The sequence below is a fragment of the Bradyrhizobium sp. WSM1417 genome (genome assembly GCF_000515415.1).
Lineage (GTDB): Bacteria > Pseudomonadota > Alphaproteobacteria > Rhizobiales > Xanthobacteraceae > Bradyrhizobium.
Genome location: NZ_KI911783.1, coordinates 3,871,993 through 3,890,031, shown reverse-complemented (window position 1 = coordinate 3,890,031; position 18,039 = coordinate 3,871,993). Strand labels below are relative to the sequence as shown.

At 63.8% G+C, this 18,039-nt stretch carries 14 protein-coding genes and 1 pseudogene; 4 read left to right on the top strand and 11 right to left on the bottom strand.

Translation table 11 applies throughout. The features are described from left to right. Nucleotides 1-27: 27 nt before the first annotated feature. Nucleotides 28-795, bottom strand: coding sequence for a hypothetical protein (locus BRA1417_RS0118605; RefSeq protein WP_027517072.1), 768 nt, complete (start codon nt 793-795; stop codon nt 28-30). 294 nt (nt 796-1,089) lie between these two features. On the opposite strand from BRA1417_RS0118605, the gene BRA1417_RS0118600 reads away from it, so the two are divergent. Both BRA1417_RS0118600 and BRA1417_RS0118595 read left to right on the top strand, forming a co-directional pair. Beyond that, nucleotides 1,090-2,121 (top strand): ABC transporter substrate-binding protein, encoded by a 1,032-nt coding sequence (locus BRA1417_RS0118600; RefSeq protein ID WP_027517071.1) that lies wholly within the window; start codon nt 1,090-1,092, stop codon nt 2,119-2,121. Beyond that, nucleotides 2,118-4,793 (top strand): hybrid sensor histidine kinase/response regulator, encoded by a 2,676-nt coding sequence (locus BRA1417_RS0118595; RefSeq protein ID WP_027517070.1) that lies wholly within the window; start codon nt 2,118-2,120, stop codon nt 4,791-4,793. Before BRA1417_RS0118600 ends, BRA1417_RS0118595 begins: the two co-directional genes overlap by 4 nt. A 35-nt stretch (nt 4,794-4,828) precedes the next feature. Here BRA1417_RS0118595 and BRA1417_RS0118590 read toward each other — a convergent pair whose 3' ends face one another. From BRA1417_RS0118590 to BRA1417_RS0118565, 6 genes are all read right to left on the bottom strand, one after another. Continuing rightward, nucleotides 4,829-5,803 carry a LysR family transcriptional regulator gene (locus BRA1417_RS0118590; RefSeq protein WP_027517069.1) on the bottom strand — a complete coding sequence of 325 codons (975 nt, stop codon included), beginning with the start codon at nt 5,801-5,803 and terminating at the stop codon, nt 4,829-4,831. A gap of 44 nt (nt 5,804-5,847) precedes the next feature. After that, nucleotides 5,848-7,521 carry a carbon-nitrogen hydrolase family protein gene (locus tag BRA1417_RS0118585; RefSeq protein WP_027517068.1) on the bottom strand — a complete coding sequence of 558 codons (1,674 nt, stop codon included), beginning with the start codon at nt 7,519-7,521 and terminating at the stop codon, nt 5,848-5,850. 26 nt (nt 7,522-7,547) lie between these two features. Then, nucleotides 7,548-8,384, bottom strand: a complete 837-nt coding sequence (locus BRA1417_RS0118580; protein ID WP_035969421.1) for an ABC transporter ATP-binding protein — start codon at nt 8,382-8,384, stop codon at nt 7,548-7,550. A 12-nt stretch (nt 8,385-8,396) separates the two neighbouring features. Next, a complete protein-coding gene (locus BRA1417_RS0118575; protein ID WP_245286245.1) occupies nt 8,397-9,392 on the bottom strand; it encodes an ABC transporter substrate-binding protein in 996 nt (331 codons plus the stop codon). Nucleotides 9,393-9,420: 28 nt separating this feature from the next. Continuing rightward, nucleotides 9,421-10,206 (bottom strand): ABC transporter permease, encoded by a 786-nt coding sequence (locus BRA1417_RS0118570; protein ID WP_027517065.1) that lies wholly within the window; start codon nt 10,204-10,206, stop codon nt 9,421-9,423. Between the two features lie 270 nt (nt 10,207-10,476). Next, nucleotides 10,477-11,409 carry a LysR family transcriptional regulator gene (locus BRA1417_RS0118565; protein ID WP_027517064.1) on the bottom strand — a complete coding sequence of 311 codons (933 nt, stop codon included), beginning with the start codon at nt 11,407-11,409 and terminating at the stop codon, nt 10,477-10,479. Between the two features lie 129 nt (nt 11,410-11,538). On the opposite strand from BRA1417_RS0118565, the gene BRA1417_RS0118560 reads away from it, so the two are divergent. Together BRA1417_RS0118560 and BRA1417_RS0118555 are read left to right on the top strand one after the other, a co-directional pair. Next, a complete protein-coding gene (locus BRA1417_RS0118560; protein WP_027517063.1) occupies nt 11,539-12,477 on the top strand; it encodes a ring-cleaving dioxygenase in 939 nt (312 codons plus the stop codon). Beyond that, complete coding sequence (locus tag BRA1417_RS0118555) at nt 12,474-13,100, top strand: alpha/beta hydrolase (protein WP_027517062.1); 627 nt, start codon at nt 12,474-12,476, stop codon at nt 13,098-13,100. The genes BRA1417_RS0118560 and BRA1417_RS0118555 overlap by 4 nt, the downstream gene beginning before the upstream one ends. A gap of 43 nt (nt 13,101-13,143) precedes the next feature. On the opposite strand, the pseudogene BRA1417_RS46310 reads toward BRA1417_RS0118555, so the two are convergent. The 4 genes and pseudogenes from BRA1417_RS46310 to BRA1417_RS0118535 form a co-directional block, all read right to left on the bottom strand. Next, nucleotides 13,144-14,117: pseudogene (locus BRA1417_RS46310) on the bottom strand (magnesium transporter CorA family protein). 355 nt (nt 14,118-14,472) lie between these two features. Beyond that, the gene (locus tag BRA1417_RS0118545; RefSeq protein ID WP_027517061.1) at nt 14,473-15,969 is read right to left on the bottom strand and encodes an ABC transporter substrate-binding protein; all 1,497 of its coding nucleotides are present in this window, start codon (nt 15,967-15,969) and stop codon (nt 14,473-14,475) included. Nucleotides 15,970-16,024: 55 nt separating this feature from the next. Beyond that, nucleotides 16,025-17,029 (bottom strand): ABC transporter ATP-binding protein, encoded by a 1,005-nt coding sequence (locus tag BRA1417_RS0118540; RefSeq protein ID WP_027517060.1) that lies wholly within the window; start codon nt 17,027-17,029, stop codon nt 16,025-16,027. Continuing rightward, nucleotides 17,026-18,039 carry an ABC transporter ATP-binding protein gene (locus tag BRA1417_RS0118535; RefSeq protein ID WP_027517059.1) on the bottom strand — a complete coding sequence of 338 codons (1,014 nt, stop codon included), beginning with the start codon at nt 18,037-18,039 and terminating at the stop codon, nt 17,026-17,028. Before BRA1417_RS0118535 ends, BRA1417_RS0118540 begins: the two co-directional genes overlap by 4 nt.

Genomic DNA, 18,039 nt, shown 5'->3' with positions numbered 1-18,039 from the left:
GTGGGAGAATGTCGTGGAAGCGCGACATCAGAACTGGCCGGGCGGCAGCTTGAAGATGTCGGGGCTCTTGGCGTCGGCCACGTAGAACAGCAGCAGGCTGGTCGGCGTCAGCACGCGCTGGTTGTTGTCCTTGTTCTCGAACGTGCCCTGGAGAAGCAGGATGACCGAGTGATCCTTGGCGTCGCTGCCGCGGAACATCACGATGCCGCCGTTGACGGGCATGTTGACCGCGATGGAGTCGGGCTTGAAGCCCTCGCTGAGGAAATGGGCGCGCAGGATGTTGGCGTTGGAGAACAGCTTCTCCGGCGTGATCGTCGCGTCGGTGCCCTTCGACCAGACCGCGCCGATCTGGATCAGCGACTTGGACTTGTAGCCGAACACGTAGGAGAGCTCGGCGGTACCGCCGTTCGGCAGCAGCTCGGGCGCCGAATAGAGCAGGCTGTGCGTCAGCTCGGACGCATTGTCCTGAGCCCTGACGGTGTCGGGCTTTGCGCCGAAATCCTTGGCTATCGCCGCGCGCACGTCGGCCTCGTTCATCCCGAACTTGGCCGAGCGGAAGCCGTCGATCGCCTTGGTGTCGATCGCCTTGGACTTGTCGTCCGGCGCCGCTGTCTCGGCGGCGGCCGACGTCGCGCCGGCAGCGACCGGCGTACCGGCTGCTGCGGGAGTGGCACCGGCGGCTCTCGGTGCCGGCGCAGCTTTCTGCTTCGGTACAGCGCCCTGGGCCGCAAGGGGCCCCGCTGCAACAGAGGTGAGCAGGCCGACCAGGGCCGGAACGAGATAGATTTTGCGCATCGAAAACCTTCGAAAAAATTTGAAACAACGCTTCAAAAATCGGCAGCGACGAAATCGGCCTCCCCGAACCGTCATCACGACCGAGACGGAAAATGTTGCAACGCCGCAGTGCGTTACAAGGTGTCACGGAGGAGGCAAGGTTCGAAACAGCGACTCTTTGGCGGCGTAGGAATACGGTATCGGGCCGCCAAACGCTGCGAATGAGCAGTCACAAACGCATTTTTTCATCAATTGTGGATGCCGGCCGTTCGCGCTAAGCATCGGCTTGGGGCACACCATCATGCAAAGAATGTCATGACCGAACGGCCTTCCGCTCTCGCGGTCGATCGCCGCGGGTTCATTCGCCTTGCGGGCACAACCGCCGCGGGGTGGCTGGCGCTCGGCGCAACATCTGATCGCGTGCGGGTCGTGGCATCGCTGACGGCGTTGCCGCTCGACGACGAACTGACCAGAAGGAGCATGATCGACAGCCCGACCTCGCGCCTGGGTGGCCTCATCGTGGGCTTGAGGCAGCGAGGCTGGGTCGAAGGCGTCAATTTCCGCCTTGAGCTCCGTTCGACCTTCGGCCCGCCGGATAGACTGAAAACCGCGGTTCAGGAATTGCTCGCGCTCAAGCCGGATGTGATCCTGACCGGCTCGACGGTCGAAACCGCAGCAGTCCTGGCGGCCACCAAAACCATCCCGATCGTGTTCGCGACCGCCAACGATCCCGTCGGCAACGGCTTCGTCGAAAGCCTCGCCCATCCCGGCGGCAACGTGACCGGCTTCACCAACAGCAGCGCCGAGATGGGCGGCAAATGGCTTCAGCTCATCCGGGAGGCGGTGCCGGATCTTGCGCGCGTCGGTATCCTGTACAACCCGGCGACCACACCTCGCGGCGGCCGCTTCTTCCTCGATTCCATCGAGCAAGAGGCAGCACTGGCTGGCGTGTCCGTGGTCCCCGCCCCCGTCAGCGCGCCAACGGAGATCGACGAAGCCGTCAGGCTCTTCTCCGAACCGCCCAAGGCGGCGATGATTGCGCTGGTCGACAGCTTCCTCGTGGTCCACCGGCAGGCTGCGGTGGCCGCGGCGGCCAAATATCGCGTGCCCACGATCTACCCGTTCTATTATTTCATGGATGCGGGCGGGCTGATGAGCTATGGGCCGACGCTCGAAGTGCGCTCGGCTGACTATGTCGATCTCATCCTGCGCGGCACCAAGGCCGGCGATCTGCCGGTGCAATCGCCGCGGAAATACGAACTCCTGATCAACCGCACGGTCGCCCGCACGCTGGATCTGACGATACCATTCACGCTGCTCGCGCGCGCCGACGAGATCCGCGAGTGAACGAGACGATCGACCAGGGAGATTTGCGGCCACCTCCCGGCCGGCTGTTCCGCAAATACCTCTACTCGATCGTCGCGCTCGCTTTCGCCGCGCTCGCCATCAACACCGGCTTCGACGTCTGGTTCTCCTATCGCGAGCAAAAGCAGCTTCTGGCGGCGATCCAGCGCGAGCAGGCAGCGAGCGCCGCCATCCAGATCGGCCAGTTCATTGGCCAGATCGAAAACCAGATCAGATGGCTCTCGCGCCTGCCCCCGGAACTGTCCACGAACGAGGACCAGCGTCTGAACGCCATCCGCCTCCTGCGCCTCTCGCCTGCGATTGCGGAAATCGCCGAGCTCGACGCCCGCGGCCGCGAGCAGGTGCGCGTGTCGCGCCGTGTCGCGGACAGGATCGGCAGCAAGGCCGATCTCTCCGCTTCGCAGGCCTTCCGCGGCGCCAATGAAAGCCGCGCCTATTACGGACCGGTCTACTTCCTCGGCGACACCGAGCCGTTCATGACGCTCGCCACGCGCGGAACCGGCCTCACGCCGGATGTGATTGTCGCCGAGGTCAATCTTCGCTTCATCTGGGACCTCGTCGCCGGGATCAGGGTCGGCAACACCGGCAAGGCCTATGTGGTCGATCGGATGGGGTTGTTGATCGCGCATCCCGATTTGTGGCCGGCACTGCGTCGCAGCGACCTCTCCGGCCATGCCGACGTCCAGGCCGCGCTCGATGGCGTCGGGCCGCCCTCCGGCGGCCTGGTCAAGGAGGATATGTCCGGTCAACGCGTGCTGTCGACCTATGCGACGGTCCCCTCGCTGGGCTGGTTGGTGTTCGTCGAGCTGCCGCTCACCGAAGCCTATGCGCCGATCTATGCGTCGATCGGGCGCTCGACTTTTCTGCTGGTCATCCTGCTGGCCTGTGCGGTGCTGGTCTCTCTCTTTCTGAGCCGTCGCATGACCGTGCCGATCCAGATCCTGACGCAGGGCGCGCGGCGGATCGGCAGCGGCGACCTCGGCCTGCGGCTCGCGATCAAGACCGGTGACGAGCTGGAGGCGCTCGGCGATCAGTTCAACCGGATGGCCGCTCACTTGCGCTACTCCTATGCGACGCTCGAGCGCAAGGTGATCGAGCGCACCTCCGAACTGGAAAAGACCCGCGACCAGGCCCTGGCCGAGCACGATGCCGCCGAGCGCGCGCGCAGCGCGGCGGTTGCGGCCAACGAGACCAAATCGCGCTTTCTCGCGGTGGTCAGCCACGAGCTGCGCACGCCGCTGAACGGCGTCATGGGGGTGCTGCAACTGCTCGACGACGGCAGCCTCGGCGAAGCGCAGCGGCGCCACCTCACGACCGCGGCCGCGTCGGGCGAAACGCTGATCGCGCTGGTCGACGGCATCCTCGAATATGCGCGCCTGGAGGCCAGCGCCGAGACTCTGGAGACCCGCGATTTCCGCCTCGACCAGCTCATCGAAACGGCGGCCGATCTGATGCGTCCGCAGGCCTTTCACAAGGGCCTCTCCTTCGATCTCGCCTGCGCTGCGACGGTCAATACCTCCGTGCGCGGCGACCCGGTGCGGCTCAATCGCATTCTGCTCAATCTGATCGGCAACGCGATCAAGTTCACCCCGCGAGGCGGCATCGGCTTGAGCGCGGCCGCCGAGGCACATGACGATCATGTCCTGCTGCGCATCACCGTTCGCGATACCGGCATCGGCATCGCGCCCGACATGCACGAGCGGATTTTCGAGGATTTCGTCCAGGCCGACGACAGCATCGCGCGGCGGTTTGGCGGCACCGGCCTGGGACTGGCAATCGCGCGGCGCCTCACCCGCCTGATGCGCGGGGAGTTGACGGTGGCGAGTACGCCGGGCACCGGCAGCTCGTTCATGCTTGAGGTACCGCTTGGCCTCGCCGCGAACGGCATCGCGCAAGGCGCGGACCAGCCGCCATCGCGGCGGCTTCGCGTGCTGCTGGTCGACGACGACCCCGTCAATTGCGAGGTCGGCGAAGCGATGTTGAAGAGGCTCAGCCACCACGCCACCATCGCCACGAACGGCGCGTCGGCCATCGCTCACGCGCGCGATCAGGCGTTCGACATCATTCTGATGGATCTGCACATGCCCGACATGGATGGCGTCGAAGCGGCATCGCGGATTCGAAAGCTCGGTCTGCCGACGATGCCGCGCATCATCGCGGTGACCGCCGACATGTCGGGCCGCGCCCGCGAGCGGCTCGCGGGGGCAGGCATTGCCAGGATCGTCAGCAAGCCGATCCTGATCAATGCGCTGCGCGAGGCGATCGAGGACGATGCCCAGAACCAGCCAGCCGCGGCGCAGCTCGCGGCAGGCGCATTGATCGACCGGCATTTCCTCGATGACCAGAAGGAGCTGCTCGGCGCGGCGCAGGTCGCAAAACTCCACCACCTGCTGGAAGAGACGAGCGAAAAACTGATCGAGGACATCGCCAAGGCAGCAGTGATTGGCGATCCCACGCAGCTCGCACGCTGCGCGCATCAACTCGGCAGCGGCGCGAGCGCGCTCGGCCTCGTCCGCCTGTTCGAATTCTGCCGCGAGGTCGAGCTGGCGGCGGTCACGATGTCCCCGCCCGAATCCCAGAGCGCCGCCCGCGAGCTCGCCGCGCTTCGAGAGGCCTCGATGAGCGCGCTGGACGATCTGCTCCGGCCGACCTAACAGCGTTCGGCCACTAGCGCTTCGGGCAACGAGCCTTATGCCTGTGCGTGATGGCTCGCCGACATCAGGAAATCGACATCGGCCGCAACGCGTTTCTCGAGGAACCCCATCAGAGCCTTGATGCGGGAGATGTGCAGCAGGTCCTCGTGGACCGATAACCAGATATCGCGGACGGAAAAATAGCTGGGCAGGATCGGACGCAGATCCTTGTTGTGGGCGGCTACGTAGGACGGCAGCATGGCGATGCCGAGCCCGTTCGATGCGGCCACATATTGTGAGACCAGGCTGGTACTGCGGAAGACGACGTGGGCCGGCCGCAGGATGTCGGACAGCCAGCGGTTCTCCTTGATGTGGATGTGCTCGTCAATGAAATCGACGAAGTCGTGATTGTCCAGGTCCTTCAGGTCGGAAGGTGCCTGTGCGCGATGCAGGTAACCGCTGGAGGCGTAAAGAAAGCTCCTGAACTCGCCGATCTTCTTGACCGAGAGTCGCCTTCCCTTTGGCTTGAAGAAGCTGATGAAGATATCCGCCTCGCGCCGCGTCATGTCGAGGAGACGGGTATCGGTGATTAACTCGACCTGGATCGAGGGCCACGCCTTGCTGAAGGCGGCCATGCATCTCGTCAGGTACATGCTGCCGATGCCTTCCATGGCCGCAATACGCACTGCTCCGGCGGCGTCCGCGTTCTCGGAACCGACCACGGTCTCGATGATGGCGTTGGCGTTGTTCTCCATGCCTTCGGCAAACTGGAGCAGCCGCACACCGGCTTCAGTCAGGGCGAAGCCTGCCTTGCTGCGCTTGAACAGCGTAGTGTTGAGGCTGCGTTCGAGTTCCCTCACCCGACGGCTGACGGTCGTGTGGTCGACCTTCAACTTTTGGCCCGCGCGAACGAGATTGCGGGTGCGCGCAACCTCCAGGAAGAAGATGACGTCATCCCAATTATAACGCAGGGTTCGTGCAGCCTTTGCCACCTCGGCCGTCCTGATATGCCCGTTCGCGAGCTTTGGCATCTAACACTCGCCACTTTCGGGCATATCGGCCGGCACCGCAACCGTCAGGCGGCGATGATCGGGGCGTAGGTCTCGACCAGCCGGTTGGCGAACATGTCGACCTTCGGGATCATCAGTTTCTGCCGGCAGACCGCGAGATCGATGTGCTTGGGCATGACGGCGCCCAGCTTGAGAACGCGCGGCGCTACGACGTTGATGTCCCAGAGCGGAAATCCGGTCGGCGGGATCACGAGGCTTCCGCCGGGATAGGGCGAGTCGACGCGGTTCGCCAGCACCACCGCTACGCGATTGTCCTCGGCCCTCGGAACCGCCAGCAGCTCGCGTTCGAACGGCTCGCGCAGCGAGGCTGGCCACAAGATGATATCGGCAGCCGCGATGCCGAGGCAACGCGAGACCTCCGGGAATACCGCGTCATAGCCGGACATGATGCCGATGCGGCCGAATGGCGTCTCGAACACCGGATATTCATCGCCCGCCCTCGCCCATGTCCGCTCCTCGGCTGTCAGATGGGTCTTGCGGTACTTCCCAGCCTCCTTCCCATCCGGCCCGATCAGGAACGTCGTCACGTACAGTCCGGCTGCGGCGCGCTCCACCGTAGGGAGTGCGATCAGGCAGTGATAGCGAGACGAGATCGCGGCCATCCTCGCCAGCAAAGTCGGCGTTTGGTCGGCCAGCGCCGCGGCCTCCGCCGCGTTCGGAATGGCCGTCGGACAGAATGCGTATTCCGGCAACGTGAGGACCTTGATGCCGAGCTTGGCCGCGTGATCGACCATGTCGAACACGTCTTCGGCCGGACTGTCCCTGGTGACGTGCATCTGCACCGCCGCGACCTTGGCAACGGATTTCGCCGGGATCAGCGGCTGCTCCGCGATCCCATAGACCGGCGTCTTCTCATAAGGCAGGGCCATCAGGCCGTAGGTCTCGGGACGGCGATCGGCGATCTTGTCGTTCGCCGAATAGATCGATTTGTCGTTCGCGGCATCGAGATCGATATCGGCAACGGCCATACCGTGCGTATCATACGGTACCTTCGACAGCACGCGTCCCTTGGGATCGACGATCATGCTGCCCCCCGGATAGTAGATCGACCGCTCATAGCCGGCCTTGGTGGCCGCCACGAGCCACATTCCGTTCTCGTAGCTGCGGGCCGGGCCCCACATGTCCGCCTGGTCCATGCTGAAGAAATTCGCCATGTCCACGATCACTTCCGCACCCTGCAGCGCCATCGAGCGGAAGATCTCGGGAATGCGGCCGTCGAAGCAAATCAACAGGCCGATCTTTCCGAGGTCTGTATCCACCACCGGGCAGCCGCGCTCGCCGAACGCAAACCAATTCTGATCGTGCGTGGCAAGGAACTGCTTGTGGTAATGACAGACGGTCTCGCCGTTTCGGCAGAACATGATGCCGGTATTGAATATCTTCTCTTTGTCCGGATCCCACTCGGTGACGCCGCTGGCGATGTAGATGCGGTGCTTTTTGGCCAGCGCGGACAAAGCCGTGACGAACGGGCCGTCCTTCATGGTCTCGGCGAGTTCACGGCAGTGCTCGGCGGAGTCGAAGAGGTAACCGGTGTCCATGCATTCGGGGAACACCACCAGCTCGGCTCCCTGCCGCACCGCATCCTCGACATATTGCGTGGCCAACGCGATGTTGTGGTCGAAGTCTCCCAAGCGGGCGAGCGTCTGGACGGCGGCAGCGCGGAAACGGCGCTTCGTCATGTTGGTCTCCATCTTTCGAGGATTGATTAGTCCCGTCTGACTTCCCGCCAGAAGCGGTCGAGGCAATGGCGTTTCAGGTTGATGAACCCCTCACCGGTGGTGACGTCGAGGTCGCGTGGCCAAGGCAGATTCACCGGAACAATTTCCGCCACCCGCGTCGGCCGACGCGTCAGCAACACGACCTCGTCAGCGAGCTGTATGGCCTCCTCGAGATCGTGCGATACGAGCAGCATCGTCGTGTTCAGCTTCATGAAGATGTGCTGGAGCCGTTCGCGCATGAACAGCGTCATCTCGTAGTCCAGCGCAGAGAAAGGCTCGTCCAGGAACAGCACTTCGGGTTCGGTCACCAGCGCGCGCAGAATCGAAACCGTCTGCTGCTGGCCTCCGGAAAGCGTGTAGGGATAGGCGTTGAGGTCGAACGGCACGTCGAAATCCGCGAGCAGCTTTTCGACGCGCCGGCGGCGCTCCTTGCGATCCACCCCGATCACTTTCAGGGGATAATGGATGTTGTCGATCGCGCGCATCCAGGGAAACAGCGCCTCCCTGTAGTTTTGGAAGACGTACGATATCCTGGTGTCGCGGATGGTCTGGCCGTCGTAAAGCACCTCACCCGCATCCATCGGCATCAGGCCGGAGATCATGTTGATGAAGGTGCTCTTGCCGCAGCCGTTCGGGCCGAACACCGAGATGAACTTTCCCATCGGCAGTTCGATCGAGAAGTCGTCGTAGATCGTCGTGCCCTGAAAGCTCTTGCTCAGTCCACGCACCGTCACATAGGCCTGCCGCGGTTTGCGCGACAGGACCGGTGACGGGCTCTCGGTTTGCGGCTGGCCCACGCTGCGGATCGCGGTCACTTTGCCCATCGGAATGTCCACTCAATTTCCGAGATCGGACTTGGCAAGGACCTTGTCCTTGACATTGATTGGGCCTGCCACGACGCCTTCCTTGATGAAGATGTCGACCAGCGCCTGGTACGACTTCATGTCGGTCTCGTTGAGGTCCTTGAAGCCGCGTAGATAGGGTTGCGCCAGATATTCGAGCTGGTCTTCCTTGGTGGGTGTGTATTTGCTGAGGATCGGCTTGTACTTTGCGAAATTGGCGTTGACGAGGTCGGTCGCCTCGTCGAGGACGGCCACCACCTTGCGCGCCGCGTCGGGCCGCTCTTTCAGGAACTTCGTGGTCATGAGCGAGGCTCCGGAATAAAACGGATCCGCAATCACGCGCGCGACCGGATTGGTCATGGCACGGGCCGCCTTGCCCGAGGCGACGGCAATCGATCCGACCGGCTCGAGCGACAGCGTGGCATCGACCGTGCCGCCGACCACGGCAGGAATCTGCATGGCGACCGCAAGATCGACCAGCTTGACGTCGGTGTCGGGATCGAGGCCCGCCGATCGGACCATGTGGCGGGATATGGTGCGCCACTGAATGCCCGGAACGTGACCGAGCGATTTCCCCTTCAGGTCGGCAAAGCTCTTGATCGGGCTGTCAGGCTTGACGATCAGGCCGTCATTGATGCGATCGACGGCGATGCCCCCGCCCTGCAGACCGAACACCTTCAGCTTGCCGGGAAATTTGGCCTCCGCGATCATCGCGATGCCGGCCGCCGCGCCGGGCGGACCGAAATCCGCGCGCTCCGCGATCAGCGCGTCGATGATCTGGTTCGGCGCTTCCATCTTGGTGGAAACAATCTCGATGCAGGCCTTCTCGAACAGCTTCTCTTCGAGAGCGACGTAATAGGCGGTGGTCTGCATGATCGGCAGCCAGACCGCCGTCACCTTCTCGGTCTTGTCGCAGGCCGCATGTGCGCCGGTGATCCCGAGCAAGAACGTGGAAACTGCGAATGCTCCAAGAAATCTCTTCATCTGCATGATGGCCTCTTCGTTTCGATTAGGCGGACTATTTGCCGGACCAGTGAATGAGCGAACGTTCGATCGTCAGAAGCACGAGGTTGAGCCCGTATCCCATCGCGCCTGCGATCAGAATGGAGCCGTACATATCGGTGAGCGAGTACGAGATCTGCGCGTCGATGATGCGGTGACCGATGCCATCGGTCGCGCCTATGAACATCTCGGCGACGATAATCACGACCAGCGCAAGCGACACCGCGGTACGCAGGCCGATGAAGGTCTGCGGCAAGGTTTCATAGAAGATGACGTCCTTGAAAATGCGGAGCGACGACGCCCCCATTGAGCGCGCTGCGAGGATGCGGGTCTGACGAGCATTCATCACGCCGTAGGCGACGTTGAAGATAATCACGAGCCAGGCGGCGAAAGCGGCGACTGCAATCTTGGCAAAATCGCCAAGGCCGAAGAGCAGCAGGAACAGCGGAAACAATGCGGTCGCCGGCGTGGAGCGGAAGAAGTCCACCAGGAATTCGACCGAACGATAGATCGCGGCCCTGGCACCGAGTACGATACCGATGGGGACGCCGGCAACCACGGCGATCAGGGTCGAATAGCCGACGCGCGCGATGGTATGGACGAAATCACCTGTCATCTTGCCGGCGGCGATGATCGCCGCGGTGTCGCGCAGCGTGTCGACCGGCGACGGCAGCAGATCCTTGTTGACCAGCTGTCCCTTGAACGCGATCCACCACAACGCGAACAGCAGCAGCGGCCCGATCGCGAGTTCGATGGCGCGCTTCACCTTTGGATTCGATATCGCTTCATTGATCCGTTGCATCGGCATCCTCGTGGTCTTCGCGCCTCGCTGCGCGCCTTCCGCCGTGAGCGCCAGAAGTGTTGGCTTCGGGAGCCCGAAAGAAAATGGCGAGATGTGCAATCGATCGTGCAGGAATGCATATTGAAATCAATCATTTGGCTGATTGATTTGCAGGCTTGCAGCGCTCAACACTTGGGCAAACCTGGTCTTTTTGCCCAATCGAGTGGCAGCTATTGAAGGCGATGGCCGACCGGGCCGATCTCCTGTCCACCAAGCTCAGCGGCCTTCATCTCATCGAGCCGCTGATCCCTCAGTGCGTCTGCGCGCATCAGGTTCGTTTTCCCGGCCAAACCGCTCCACCAGAAAATCAATGAACAGCCGCACCTTCACCGAGAGATGCCGGGTCGGCGGATAGACCGCATAGAGCGCGAGCGGCGGCGCGGAATAATCGTCCAGCACCGTTCGCAGCTCGCCTCTCCTCAAGGCATCGGCGGCGATGAACTCCGGGAGCAGCGCGAGCCCCCTGCCGTTGATCGCGACATCACGCAGCACTTCGGCATTGTTGACGCAGAGCGACCAGGTCGGCTGAATCCAGTGATCGCCGTCGGTGCCGGTGAGCTTCCACTGATTGCCCGTCAGCAGGAAGCCGTAGGTCAGGGAGGCGTGGCCGCGCAGATCCTGCGGATGTTGTGGTGTGCCGTGACGTGCGAGATAATCGGGTGAAGCGCAGATCATGCGCGCCACCGGCATGATTTTTCGCGCGATCAAGCTCGACGATTCCAGTTCCGCGATCCGCAAGGTCACGTCAAAGCCATCCTGGACGGGATCGAGCAGATCGTCGCTGAGCACGAGCTGGAGCTGGAGCTCCGGATATCGCGCCATGAAATCGGCGAGCACCGGCCCGAGCCGCAGAGTGCCGAACGACATCGGCGCGTTGACGCGCAACAGGCCGCGCGGCGCCGACTGGGCTTGCGCTACGGCCTGGTCGGCCGCCTCGATCTCCGACAGGATCACGACCGCGCGCTCGAAATAGCGCTGGCCGTTCTCGGTCGGGCTCGCATGGCGCGTGGTCCGGTTCAGGAGCTGGACGCCGAGGCTCTCTTCGAGGTCGGCAATGTATTTGCTGATCGCCGAGCGTGACAGCCGCAACTGCCGGCCCGCCTCGGCAAAACTGCCGCTTTCGACCACCTTTACGAAGGCCCGGAGGCTGGCGACCTTATCCATGGGCTGGCGCCGGCGATTGTTTCCAAATCGTAGACATAGACGTCATATTTGCATGGATTGTCTCCAATCCAAAGCGGAACGATATTTCCGGTCAGAGCAAGACCGCTCCCGGAGCTTTGGAGGACGACAATGTCTGGACTGCACCACGTGACCGCGATCGCCGGCGACCCGATCAGGAATTTCGGCTTCTACACCCGGGATCTCGGCCTGCGCTTCGTCAAGAAGACGGTCAATTTCGACGATCCTGGCACCTATCACTTCTACTATGGCGACGAGACCGGCCGCCCCGGCACAATCCTCACCTTCTTTCCCTGGGCCGGCGTGCCGGCCGGGCGCCGCGGCGTCGGCGAGACCCATCAGACCGCCTTCCGCGTGCCGCAACGCTCGCTCGGCTACTGGACGCAGCGCTTCGTCGAGAAGGGCATCGCCTACGAGGCGCTGGAGAAGCGCTTTGGCGAGTCCGTGCTGCCGTTCACAGACCCTGATGGCATGGCGCTCGCGCTGGTCGGCATTCCCGGTGCCGAGAGCGAGCCCGGCTGGAGCAACGGCGGCGTTCCCGCCGAACATGCGATCCGCGGCTTCCACGGGGTGACCTTGCTGCTCGACAGCGCGGCGAAGACGGCTGCCGTCCTCACCGACGTGTTCGGCTTCAAGGAGACGGCGCGCGAAGGCTCCGTGATCCGCTTCAAGGCACCGGGGGATGTCGAAGGCAGCGTCGTCGATATCTACGAGGCCAAGGGCTTCCTGCGCGGGCACCAAGGTGGCGGCTCCGTGCATCACATCGCCTTCCGCGCGGCCAACGATGCCGAGCAGGGCAAGATGGCCGGGAGGCTCGTCAGCAATCACGGCCTGCACCCGACCGAGCAGAGGGACCGCAATTACTTCCGCTCGATCTACTTCCGCGAGCCGGGCGGCGTGCTGTTCGAGATCGCGACCGACATCCCCGGCTTCGCCGTCGACGAGCCCGTCGCGACGCTGGGACGTGACCTGAAGCTGCCGAGCTTCCTCGAAGCGCAGCGCAAGCAGATCGAAGGTGTTCTGCCGAATTTGGAAGAGAGGGTGTCGTGACCGAGAATTCATTCGTCCATCGCTTCGAGCCCGCGACCGGCGCGGGCTCCCCTCCTCTCCTGCTGCTGCACGGCACCGGCGGCGACGAGAACGACCTGCTCGGGCTTGGCAAGATGATCTCGCCCGGCTCGGCCCTGCTCTCGCCGCGCGGCCGCGTGCTCGAGCACGGTATGCCGCGTTTCTTCCGCCGCCTTGCCGAAGGCGTGTTCGACGAGGACGACGTGCGTCGCCGCGCGCACGAACTCGGCGACTTCGTTGCGGAAGCGCGGAAGCAGTACGGCATCGCTGCACCGGTCGCGGTCGGCTTCTCCAACGGCGCCAACATCGCAGCCGCGCTGTTGTTGCTGAAGCCGGACGCGCTTGCTGGCGCGATCCTGCTCCGCGCGATGGTGCCGCTGTCGGATCCGCCCAAGGCTGAGCTCGGCGGCAAGCCTGTCCTGCTTCTGTCAGGGCAGGCTGATCCGATCGTGCCGGCGAGCAATTCGGCGAAGCTTGCCTCGTTGTTGTCGGAAGCCGGAGCGCGGGTCGAACACAAGGTGTTGCCGGCGGGCCATCAATTGTCGCAAGCGGATGTGACGCTCGCCCGCGACTGGATCGGTTACGTTGCCGCCGAAGCCGCATGACTGCGAAAGGCGGCGCATCGTTTTCGAACGGTGCGCCGCGGCTTCATTCGAACCAGCCGCGCCGCTTGAACCAGATCAGCGGCAGCACGCCGCTGGCAATGATGCCGAGCCACGCCAGCGGGTAGCCGAACGTCCAGTCCAGCTCCGGCATGTGCTTGAAGTTCATGCCCCAGATGCCGACCAGAATCGTGGGCGGCACGCCGACGACCGAGACGATGGTCAGGATCTTGAACAGCTCGTTCTGCTGGATGTTGATGAAGCCGAGCACGGCATCGAGCAGAAGCTGGATCTTGTCCGACAATCGTGTCTCGTAATCGCCGAGCGAAGCGACATCCTTGGAGACGGCTTCGAGGCGCTTCTTCGAGGCGGCGGTGATCCATTCACCCCGACATCCCCGGCGAATGAAGCGACGCGGCCGACGCCAAGCAGGACATCGCGCGCCTTGGCGAGCCGATCGGCCAGCTCCCCGATGTTCTCCAGCGCCTCGCGCATTCGCCGGCTGGAGCGGACCGGCCGCTTGGTGCGAACGAGCCCGCCTTTGAAGACGCCCCGCGAGAGCCTGTCGACCTCCGCGCCGAGATGCTCCAGAACATCGGCGCCGCGGTCGACCATGGCCTCGACCAGGCTGGTGAACACGCACATGCCGTTCTCCAGGCTGTCATCGGAACCGATACGCTTGCCGATGTCGTCGAAGATCGGCAGCTGCGCGAAGCGCACCGTCACCAGCACGCGCGGGCCGATGACGAATCCCACCGGCGTGATCTCGGCCTCGCTGTCCTCGTTGAGCCGGACCGCCGGCGAGCTGAGATAGAGCGTGCCGTTGTCGAGGATCAGGCGGCTCGACGCTTCGATCTCGCTGAGCGAATCCTCGGACGGAACGCGAATCCCGAGTAATCGTTCGACGAACTGCTTTTCCTCCGCGGTCGCGTTCAAAAGATCAGCCCAGATGATCTCGGACGGCATTTCCGCGCCGATCTTCTGCCAGTCGTCGGATGGCCACCTGTACAGCTTGAGCAAGGAATCGAACTCCGCCTACCCTCGCGCCGGATCGCACGGCATGCGGCCATCCTGCGCCGAGCTAACGCATGAGGGTTCCGAACGTTCAAAGTCGGGGGAGCATCGAGCGGCCCAATTCAACCAAGCGGGCGCGGGTCTCTTTCGATGATGCCATCATGCCAGTGTTTTGCCCGACGCGTCAACGGCATCGCGCAACGGGCAACTCATCAATCGCGCGGCGCGCAAGTCATTGAAATCACTATCCTCGGCTACTGTGCATGGGGTTGTTTTTCAGGTTTTTTGTTTGGACCTGTGTTGTGACGATCTCTTCCGGTGGGAGAGATCGTCACCGACATCGAGCCGAACTGTGCGCCCCCTACTCCCACGCCCATGTCGAGAAGTCGTTCTCGTACTGGGGCACGTCCTTCCAGACGCCCTTCAGCTTCTTGTTGGTGATGGTGATCAGCTGCGGCTGGTACAGATAGCCGGAGACCGCGTCGGTTGCCAGCATGCGCTGGGCATCGCCGAGCAGCTTGACACGGGCGGCTTCATCCGGCGTCGACACGATCTGCTTGTAGAGCGCGTTGAAGGCGTCGTTGTTGTAGCCGAGATAGTAGTCCGGCTCGGTGATCTTGACGAGATCGAACGGCTCGACATGGCTGACGATGGTGAGGTCGAAATTGTGCGGACCATTGCCGGCGAATACCTGCGACAGCCATTGCGCCCATTCGACGTTCTCGATCTTGGCGATGATACCGACCTTGGCGAGTTGGGCCGCCAGGATCTCGCCGCCCTGCCGCGCATAGGATGGCGGCGGCAGCTTCAAGGACAGCTCGAGCGGGGTGGTAACGCCGGCCTCTGCGAGCAGCTTCTTGGCCTTCTCGGGATCGTAGGGGTTGATGCCTGTGGTGTCGACATAGCCGAGCGCCGTCGGGACGTAGAAGCTGCCGATTGGCGTGCCGAAACCATCGACGGCGCCGTCGATCATCGCCTTGCGATCGATCGCGGCAAGGATCGCACGGCGCACGCGAACATCGTCGAGCGGCTTCTTGCGATGGTTGATACCGACGATGGTCTTCGCCCTGGAGCCGCCGACCATAACGTTGAAGCGCGGATCAGCCTTGAACTGCGCGATGGTGCGCTGGGCCGAGACGCGCGGAAACGCATCGACGTCGCCCGATAGCAGCGCCGCCGTCTGCGCGGACGGATCGGAGATGAAGCGGATCGTCACCTTCGCGAGCTTGATCGCGGCGGCGTTGCGATAGTCGGCCCATTTGGTCAGAGTCATCGAGGAGCCCTTGGCCCAGGTGCCCAGCTGATAGGGCCCGGTCCCGACCGGCTGCGTGATATTGGTGGCAGCGCTCTTCGGCTCGACGATCGAGCCGCTCGCCTGCCCCAGCAGGAACGGCAGATTGGGCTCGGAATTCTTCAGGCTGATCACGACCGTATCGGGATCGGGCGTGGCAACGGACTCGAAGCTCTGGAACAGGCTCTTGTCCTTGTTGGTGCTGGTGGCAACAGCGTTGCGCTCGAACGAGAACTTCACGGCCGCGGAGTCGAACGGCTCGCCATTGTGGAACTTGACGCCCTTGCGCAGCTTGAACGTATAGGTCTTCAGATCGGGCGATGCGGTCCAGCTCTCCGCCAGAAGGGGCGACGTGGTGCCGTCCTCGTTGATCTTGGTCAGGGTCTCATAGATGTTGTAGAGCGTGACCTCGGCGATCGCGGCGGCGGCGGCGTTGGTGGGGTCAAGCCCCGGCGGCTCCAGCGCCATCGCCATGACGACGCTGTCCTTCTTGCTCTGCGCCAACACCGGCAACGGTGCCGCGGCAAACGCGGCGGCGAATGCGACGATCGATAGTTTCCTGAACATGCGTAACTCCCCGGCCTTCTCTTGTCTCAAGCCTACGCCAATCCCGCCGCGGACGCTAACCTTCCACGGGCAATTGCGGCAAGGCCATCACGGCTTCCGCCTTGTGGCAGGCGGCCAGATGCGTCTCGCCCACCTTGCGTAGCTCAGGCAGAACCTCGCGGCAATGCTGGTCGGCGAGCGCGCATCGCGAGACATAGGGGCAGCCGGTCGCGGCCGCCGATTGCGAGGCGATCGCCTGGGCCCCGCGCCGCCGCCGGCCGCCGCCGGCGCGCACCCGCGGCACGGCCTCCAGCAGCGCTCGCGTATAGGGATGGGCGCAGCGCTCGAACAAATCCTCCGGCCGCCCCTGCTCGACGATACGGCCGAGATACATCACCGCGACTTCGTCGCAGAGATAGTCGACGACGGCGAGGTCGTGGCTGATCAGGACGTAACTCAGGCCGAACTGCTCCTGGAGGTCCTGCATCAGGTTCAAGACCTGCGCCTGCACGGAGACGTCGAGCGCGGAGACCGGCTCGTCGGCGACGATCAGCTTCGGCTGAGTGATCAGCGCGCGCGCAATGGCGATGCGCTGGCGCTGGCCGCCGGAGAACTCATGCGGATATTTCTCCATGTCGGCATCGCGCAGGCCCACCTGCCGCAGCACGGCGGAGACGCGGGCGCGGAACGTCGTACGGTCGGCGCCCTCCAGCACAGTCAGCGGCTCGGCGACGACCCGCGCGATGGTCTGGCGTGGGTCCAGCGATCCGTAGGGATCCTGGAACACCATCTGGAAATCGCGGCGAGCGCGGCGCAGCTCGTCCGCGGAGATGCGGTTGAGGTCGCGGCCGAGCAGCGCGACCTGCCCCGATGTTGGCCGCTCCAGCGCCATCACCACACGTGCAAAGGTCGACTTGCCCGAGCCGGATTCTCCGACGATGCCGAGGCTCTTGCCGGCCTGGACCCGCACGCTGACACCATTGAGCGCGCGCACCTGCCCCGGCGGGCGAAACACGCTTTCGCGCGGCAGCGTGTAGCGCTGCTCGAGATCCTTCACATCGAGAAGAGGCGCCGTGCTCATACGGTCAGCGCTCCGACGCGTTCGGCCATCGACACATCCGTCCGGATGCAGCGCACGAAGTGACCGGGTCCGACGTCCACCATCGGTGGAAGTGCGACCCGGCACTGCTCGATCACGAGCGGACACCGATCGGCGAAGGTGCAGCCGGACGGCAGATCGGCGAGCTCCGGCACCGTGCCCGAGATCGTCGTCAGCCGCGTCCCCTTGCGTGCGCCGAGTTTCGGCCGGGCGCGGAACAGGCCCTGCGTGTAGGGATGGCCCATCCGGCGGAACACTTCGTCGGTCGGCCCGCTCTCGATGATCGTGCCGCCGTACATCACCATCATGCGTTGCACGTTCTCGGCGATGACGCCGAGATCGTGCGAGATCAGGATCATCGACATGCTGCGCTCCTCGACGAGGTCGGCGATGAGGTCGAGGATCTGGCCCTGGATAGTGACGTCGAGCGCCGTGGTCGGCTCGTCCGCGATCAGAAGGTCCGGCTCGCAGGCGAGCGCCATCGCAATCGTGACGCGCTGACGCTGGCCGCCGGAGAACTGGTGCGGATAGGCGTCGACGCGCCTGGCCGGATCAGGCAGCCCGACGCGGTCGAGCAAGGCGATCGCTTCCTTGCGCGCCTGCGATGCCGAAAATTTCCTGTGACGCCGCAGCGGCTCGGCGACCTGATGGCCGATCGTGTGCATCGGGTTGAGCGCGGTCATCGGCTCCTGGAAGATCATGCTGATGCGATTGCCGCGCAGCCGACAATAGTCCGCGTCCGGCAATCCAGCGAGTTCGCCGCCATCCAGCTTGATGCTACCGCTGATGACTGCGCTGTCCGGCAGCAGCCCCATCAGCGACAATGCCGTCACCGACTTGCCGCAGCCGGATTCGCCGACCAGCCCGAGCGTCTCGCCGCGCTTCAGGGCAAAGCTGACGCCGCGCACGGCCTGCGCCGGCCCGCGGCTGGTGTTGAGGCGCACGCCGAGATTTTCGACCTCGATCAACGGCATGGTCGAGCGTTCGCCCAT